At 72.0% G+C, this 6,352-nt stretch carries 7 protein-coding genes; 3 read left to right on the top strand and 4 right to left on the bottom strand.

The annotated features are described in order from the left end of the window. Together KBX53_RS18590 and glpX are read right to left on the bottom strand one after the other, a co-directional pair. On the bottom strand, positions 1 to 672 hold a 672-nt coding region (locus tag KBX53_RS18590), incomplete at its 3' end, for a DMT family transporter (protein ID WP_309140805.1). Further along, a complete protein-coding gene (gene glpX, locus KBX53_RS18585) occupies positions 669 to 1,700 on the bottom strand; it encodes a class II fructose-bisphosphatase (RefSeq protein ID WP_030328833.1) in 1,032 nt (343 codons plus the stop codon). The genes KBX53_RS18590 and glpX, both read right to left, overlap by 4 nt. A gap of 159 nt (positions 1,701 to 1,859) precedes the next feature. Here glpX and KBX53_RS18580 point away from each other — a divergent pair, with 159 nt between their 5' ends. Beyond that, on the top strand, positions 1,860 to 2,507 hold the full coding sequence (locus tag KBX53_RS18580; RefSeq protein ID WP_210860639.1) for a DUF4245 domain-containing protein: 648 nt from the start codon (positions 1,860 to 1,862) through the stop codon (positions 2,505 to 2,507). A gap of 208 nt (positions 2,508 to 2,715) precedes the next feature. Then, entirely contained in the window at positions 2,716 to 3,561 is an 846-nt protein-coding gene (locus KBX53_RS18575; RefSeq protein WP_210860637.1) for a hypothetical protein, read from the top strand. 39 nt (positions 3,562 to 3,600) lie between these two features. On the opposite strand, the gene KBX53_RS18570 is transcribed toward KBX53_RS18575, so the two are convergent. Beyond that, entirely contained in the window at positions 3,601 to 3,822 is a 222-nt protein-coding gene (locus tag KBX53_RS18570; RefSeq protein WP_030328827.1) for an exodeoxyribonuclease VII small subunit, read from the bottom strand. 45 nt (positions 3,823 to 3,867) lie between these two features. Beyond that, the gene (gene xseA, locus KBX53_RS18565) at positions 3,868 to 5,100 is read right to left on the bottom strand and encodes an exodeoxyribonuclease VII large subunit (RefSeq protein WP_245233528.1); all 1,233 of its coding nucleotides are present in this window, start codon (positions 5,098 to 5,100) and stop codon (positions 3,868 to 3,870) included. Positions 5,101 to 5,243: 143 nt separating this feature from the next. Between xseA and KBX53_RS18560 the strand changes: the two genes are divergently transcribed. After that, on the top strand, positions 5,244 to 6,230 hold the full coding sequence (locus KBX53_RS18560) for a 4-hydroxy-3-methylbut-2-enyl diphosphate reductase (protein ID WP_124770510.1): 987 nt from the start codon (positions 5,244 to 5,246) through the stop codon (positions 6,228 to 6,230). Positions 6,231 to 6,352: the final 122 nt, after the last annotated feature.

Raw genomic sequence — 6,352 nt, 5'->3', positions numbered from 1 at the left:
CGCGACCAGCAGGGTGACAGTGCCGACGGCGAAGTTGACGAGAGTGGCGGTCAACGCGCTGTCGGCCGCCGCCCGGACCCGACCGTTGACGGCCTGCTGCCAGGCGATGCCCACCCCGGCGAGCAGCGGCAGCAGGGCCAGCGCCAGCGCGCCCGGGTCGCCCAGGCGGTCGCCTACCGCCAGGCAGACCGCCAACACGGTGAGCACCGCGCCGGCCAGCCGCTGCCGGGTGACCGGCTGCCGGCCGGTCGGCCCGATCCCGGCCCGATCCACGGCAAGGCTGCTGCCGGTCTGGCCGGCCACCACCGCCACGGTGAAGACCGCCACGCCCAACGTGCCGATGGTGAGCCCTTGAGTGGCCACCAGGAACGCCCCGCACATGCCACCGAGGCACTGCCACGGCCGCAACGCGCCCGTCCGCAGGGCCCGCCGGGTCGCGGCCAGCCCGCGCCGGCCACCAGGGGTCGCGGGCACCAGCACCAGCAGCACCAGCAGGCCGAGGCCGAACGACACCACCGCGGCGGCGAAACCGTCCTCGAGGCGTACCCCCAGCTCGCCGTTGATCCGCGACTGCACCGCCACCGCGACCCCGGAGGCCGACGCGAGCGCGACGCCGGTGATCCGGCGGGCGGCCGACAGGGTCTGCGGGGTCGCCGTGTCGGTGGCTGTCACTCCTGTTCAGCCAGCGGTCGACCGTCGAAGTCGACAGCGGAGTAGAGCGCCAGCTTCTCCAGCCGGTGGTACGAGTCGATCACCCGGATGGTGCCGCTCTTCGAGCGCATCACGATCGACTGGGTGTACGCCCCGCCCGCCCGGTACCGCACACCGCGCAGCAGGTCGCCGGAGGTGACCCCGGTCGCCACGAAGAAGCAGTTGTCGCCGGTGACGAGATCATCGGTGCCCAGCACCCGGTCCAGGTCGTGCCCGGCGGCGATCGCCTTCTCCCGCTCCTGCTCGTCGCGCGGCCAGAGCTTGGCCTGCATCGCACCGCCCATGCACTTGAGCGCGCACGCGGAGATGATGCCCTCCGGGGTGCCGCCGATGCCCATCAGCACGTCCACGTCCGACTCGCCCCGGGCGGCGGCGATGGAGCCGGCGATGTCGCCGTCGGAGATGAACCGGATACCCGCCCCGGCCCGGCGGATCTGCGTGACCAGGTCGTCGTGGCGGCTGCGGTCCAGCACGCAGACCGTCACCTCGGAGACGTCGGTGCCCTTGACCTTGGCGATCCGGCGCAGGTTCTCCGCCACCCCGGCGTTGATGTCGATCACGTCGGCGTACGCGGGCCCGACGGCGAGCTTCTCCATGTAGAACACGGCGCTGGGGTCGAACATCGCACCCCGCTCGGAGACGGCGAGCACCGCCACGGCGTTCGGCATGCCCTTGCTCATCAGGGTGGTGCCGTCCACCGGGTCGACGGCGACGTCCACCTCCGGGCCCGTGCCGTCGCCGACATGTTCGCCGTTGAAGAGCATCGGGGCGTTGTCCTTCTCGCCCTCGCCGATCACCACCACACCGCGCATCTGGATCGAGTTGATCAGCTTGCGCATCGCGTCGACAGCTGCTCCGTCGCCGCCCTCCTTGTCGCCCCGACCGACCCACCGGCCGGCGGCCATCGCCGCGGCCTCGGTGACCCGGACCAGGTCGAGGGCAAGGTTACGGTCGAGATCCTGTGGGATCCGCGTCCTGGTGTTCGTCATGACGGCTACTCCTCCTCGCGACGGTGCGGGGACGACCGGCCGCGGGGAGGCCCCCACCGCCGGCTTTGTCGCTGATCCTCACACGATGGCCGACGGGGCGTCGGCGCGGGGCGGTGATGGCCCGGATACCGCCGGTCGGGCGGCTGCGAAGATAGCGGGGTGGAACCCGCACAGCCAGCCGACCGCGTACCCGCCGACCGCACGCCGCCCGACGGTCAGCCGCCGGCCGACGTCCCCGCCGGTGGTGAGCCCGCCGCGACCGATCCGACCCCGACCCCGCCGCCCGCGGCGGGGGCCGGCAAGTCCGAGCGGTCGCCGAAGGACATGGCGATCTCGTTGCTGGTGCTGCTCGTCCCGATCGCGCTCCTGCTGGCGTTCTACCGGGGATTCCTCGGCGGCGACCAGGCCACCACCGTCGATCCGGCGCCCGCGATCGAGCAGGCCCGGTCGGCGAACGTCTTCCCGGTGAGCCAGCCGCAGGGGCTCGGCTCCGACTGGAAGACGGTCAGCGCCCGCTACCAGACCGTCGAGAACGGCGCGAACCTGCGACTCGGCTACCTCACCCCGGAGGGGCGAGGCGTCCAACTGCTGCAGAGCAGCGTCCCGGCGGATCGTCTGCTCCCCGCCGAGCTGACCAGCCAGGGCCAGCCGCAGGGCCCCACCGAGCTGGCCGGGCGCACCTGGCAGCTCTACACCGCGCGGGGCAACCAACAGGCGCTGGTCCTGCTGGAGCCGACCCGCACGGTGATCGTCGTCGGCGACGCCCGGGACAACGAACTACGCGAACTGGCCGGCTCACTGCGCTGAGGGGACCTCGGCGGTCGATGGACCCGCCGGCGCCGAATCTGGGCAACCAGCCCGAAGGGTGATTGTCCGACGCCTCGACAGGGAACAAGGAGGGGGTGATCCGGGCGCGCTGCTCGGCCCGGATCGCGCGACGCAGCCGACGGTGCTGCTGCGTCGCCCGGTTTCCGGCGCCGTCCAGGTCGTCGGGTGACCCCCTTGGGAGACACGTATGACTGTTCGACGACTTGGCGCCGGCCTGGTAGCCGCCGCTCTGATCACGCCCGCACTGGCCGCCTGCGCCAGCGGAACCGGCACCACCGGCTCGACGCCGTCCCCGACGGTGACGGCGTCCGGCACGGCGAGCCCGTCCGGTGCCCCGGTGGCGGGCGACGCCAAGCAGGCCCTGCTCGACACCACCAAGGAGATCAGCAACGGGAACTTCCGGTTCACGCTGGCCGGCGCCGGCTCGACGGCGGAGGGGCTGGTGCACCAGCCGAGCCAGAGCGCGGCGTTGAAGATCGCCATCGGTGGTCCCTCGTCCGACCTGGCGATGAAGCTCGACGTGATCCACTACAAGCCGGACAGCTGGGTCAAGTTGGAGCTGACCGGCCCCACCGCCAACAGCCTGCCCGCCATCAAGCAGCTCAACCTCGGCAAGTACCAGCACCTGGACCAGAACCGGATCAAGGGCAACCGCAACCTCGGCTTCGACTTCGACAAGGTCGACCCGGCCGGCAGCGCGGTGCTCACCCAGGGCATCACCGAGGTCCGCAGCACCGGCACCGGCACGTACGCCGGCACCATCGACGTCACCAAGGCCGCCGAGGCGGGCTCGTTGAACGCCGCCACGATCGCCGCGCTCGGCACCCAGGCGAAGACCGTCCCGTTCACCGCGAAGGTGGACCCGCAGGGCCGGCTCAGTGAGCTGGTGCTGCAACTGCCGGCCGCCGGGCAGACCGCCGCCCAGGAGATCAAGATGACGTACTCCGACTACGGTGCCGCCACCGCCGCGCAGAAGCCGCCGGCGGACCAGGTCGTCGAGGCGCCGGCCGAGCTGTACAGCCTGTTTAACTGACCTGCCCCGGTGGGGCGGCTCCGGCCGCCCCACCGGCGGTCAGGAAGCTGGTTCCTGCCGGGCGGCGTCGATCCGCGCCCGCGCGCCATCCAGCCAGCGTTGACAGATCACCGCCAGCGCCTCGCCGCGCTCCCAGAGCGCCAGCGACTCCTCCAGGGACGTGCCGCCGGCCTCCAGCCGCTCCACCACCGAGGCCAGCTCGGCGCGGGCCTGCTCGTAACTGAGCCGCTCGTCCGGCCCGGCCTTCGTGTCGTCAGTCATCGCGTTCATCTCAGCACACCCCTCCCCGCTGCGGCGCGTCGCCACTCAGCCATCGACTGTGGCGGCCAGCTCGCCGTCGGCCAGGCGTACCCGCAGCGGGTCGCCCTTGCCGACCTCCGCCGCCGCGCGGACCACCTGGCCGTCCGCGCGTTGCACGATCGCGTACCCCCGGTCGAGGGTGGCGGCGGGGGACAGGGCGCGCAGCCGCGCGAGGGTGTGCCGCAGGTCATCCTCGGCGGCGGTGAGCCGGTGCTCCAGGCATCGGCCGGCCCGCTGCCGCAACGCGGTCAGCTCGGTCGCCCGGTGCTCCACCATCACCTGCGGCCGGGCCAGCACCGGCCGGGACCGCAGCCCGTCGAGCCGGTGCGTCTCCCGGTCGACCAGGTTGCGCACGGCCCGTTCGAGGCGGTGTCGGGCCTGACCGATGAGGCGTACCTCCTCGGTGAGGTCGGGGACGACCCGCTTGGCCGCGTCGGTCGGGGTGGAGGCGCGGACGTCGGCCACGTAGTCGATCAGTGGCGCGTCCGTCTCGTGGCCGATCGCGCTGACCACCGGCGTACGACAGCCGAACACCGCGCGGCAGAGCGCCTCGTCGGAGAAGGGCAGCAGGTCCTCGATGCCGCCGCCACCCCGGGCGATGATGATCACATCGATGCTCGGGTCGGCGTCCAGCACCTTGAGCGCGTCGACGATCTGCGGGACCGCCGACGGGCCCTGCACTGCCACGTTGACCGTCCGGAACTCGACCGCCGGCCAGCGCCGTCGGGCGTTGGTCAGCACGTCCCGTTCGGCCGCCGACGCGCGACCGGTGATGAGCCCGATCCGGCCGGGCAGGAAGGGCAGCCGACGCTTGCGGGCGCGGTCGAAGAGTCCTTCGGCGGCGAGCAGCTTCTTGAGCTTCTCCAGGCGGGCCAGCAGCTCGCCGAGGCCCACCTGGCGGATCTCGTCGGCGCGCAGGCTCAGCGTGCCCCGGGCGGCGTAGAACTCCGGCTTGGCGTGCAGCACCACGCGGGCGCCTTCGCGCAGCTCGGGTGCGCCGGCGTCCAGGACGTCCCGGTTGGTGGTGACGGTGAGGCTCAGGTCGGCCGACGGGTCGCGCAGGGTGAGGAAGACGGTGCTGGCTCCGGGGCGACGGCTGATCTGCGCCACCTGCCCGTCCACCCACACCCAGCCCAGTTTGGCGATCCAGGCCCCCACCTTCTGGCTGACCACCCGTACCGGCCAAGGCTCCTCAGCGCTGCTGGCCCCGCCGCCCCCCACCCGCCCGTCTCCGCTCACCCGCCCACCCTACGGACCCTCCCGGTGATCAAGAGGTTTGCGTCAGTGCTGGGCGCGTTTTTGACGCAAACCTCTTGATCACCGGGGCTCTGGGCGGGTCGCGGCCCACTGCCGGTGGGAAAGCCGGCACGTACGATGGGGTGGTGACTGAGGCTCAGGCGACTCACCGGACCGGCAAGCGCGTGCTCCTGGCCAAGCCCCGCGGCTACTGCGCGGGTGTCGACCGCGCGGTGCAGACCGTGGAGGAGGCGCTGAAGCTCTACGGTGCCCCCATCTACGTGCGCAAGCAGATCGTGCACAACAAGCACGTGGTGCAGACCCTGGAGGCCCAGGGCGCGATCTTCGTGGAGGAGAACGAGGAGGTGCCCGAGGGCGCCACCGTCATCTTCTCTGCGCACGGCGTGGCGCCGGAGGTGTACGAGCAGGCCAAGGCGCGTTCGCTGAAGGCGATCGACGCGACCTGCCCGCTGGTCACCAAGGTGCACCACGAGGCGCGGCGCTTCGCGGCCGAGGACTACGACATCCTGCTCATCGGCCACGAGGGGCACGAGGAGGTCATCGGCACCGCCGGTGAGGCCCCCGCGCACATCCAGCTGGTGGACGGCCCGGACGACGCCGACAAGATCACCGTACGTGATCCGGAGAAGGTGGTCTGGCTCTCCCAGACCACGCTCTCGGTCGACGAGACGCTGGAGACGGTGGCCCGGCTCAAGAAGCGGCTGCCGCTGTTGCAGTCCCCGCCCAGTGACGACATCTGCTACGCCACCTCCAACCGGCAGCACGTGGTCAAGGAGATCGCCGCCGACTGTGACGTGGTGATCGTCGTCGGCTCGACGAACTCCTCCAACTCGGTGCGCCTGGTCGAGGTCGCCCTGGACGCCGGCGCCCGCGCCGGTCACCTGGTCGACTTCGCGCACGAGATCGACGACGCCTGGCTGGAGGGCGCCACCACCGTCGGCCTGACCTCGGGCGCGAGCGTCCCGGACGACCTGGTCCAGGAGGTGCTGGTCCACCTCGCCGCGCGCGGTTTCGCCGACGTGGAGGAGATCACCACCGCCAACGAACGGCTCACGTTCTCGCTGCCGCAGGAGCTGAAGCGGGACATGAAGGCCGCTGCGGCGCGCGGCTGAACACGGGAACGAACTCGGGTCGGCGTACGTCAGATTCGGCATGAGGACTCTTCGGTTCGCCGTCCCCGCGCTTGCTGTCTGCGTGGCGCTGAGCGCCTGCGGCAACCAGGGCGGGGTGGGCG

The sequence above is a fragment of the Micromonospora sp. M51 genome, from assembly GCF_018070305.1.
In the GTDB taxonomy this organism is placed as follows: Bacteria; Actinomycetota; Actinomycetes; order Mycobacteriales; family Micromonosporaceae; genus Micromonospora; species Micromonospora parva.
The sequence above is the reverse complement of the archived record's forward strand: the minus strand, read 5'-3'. Positions and strand labels throughout refer to the sequence as shown.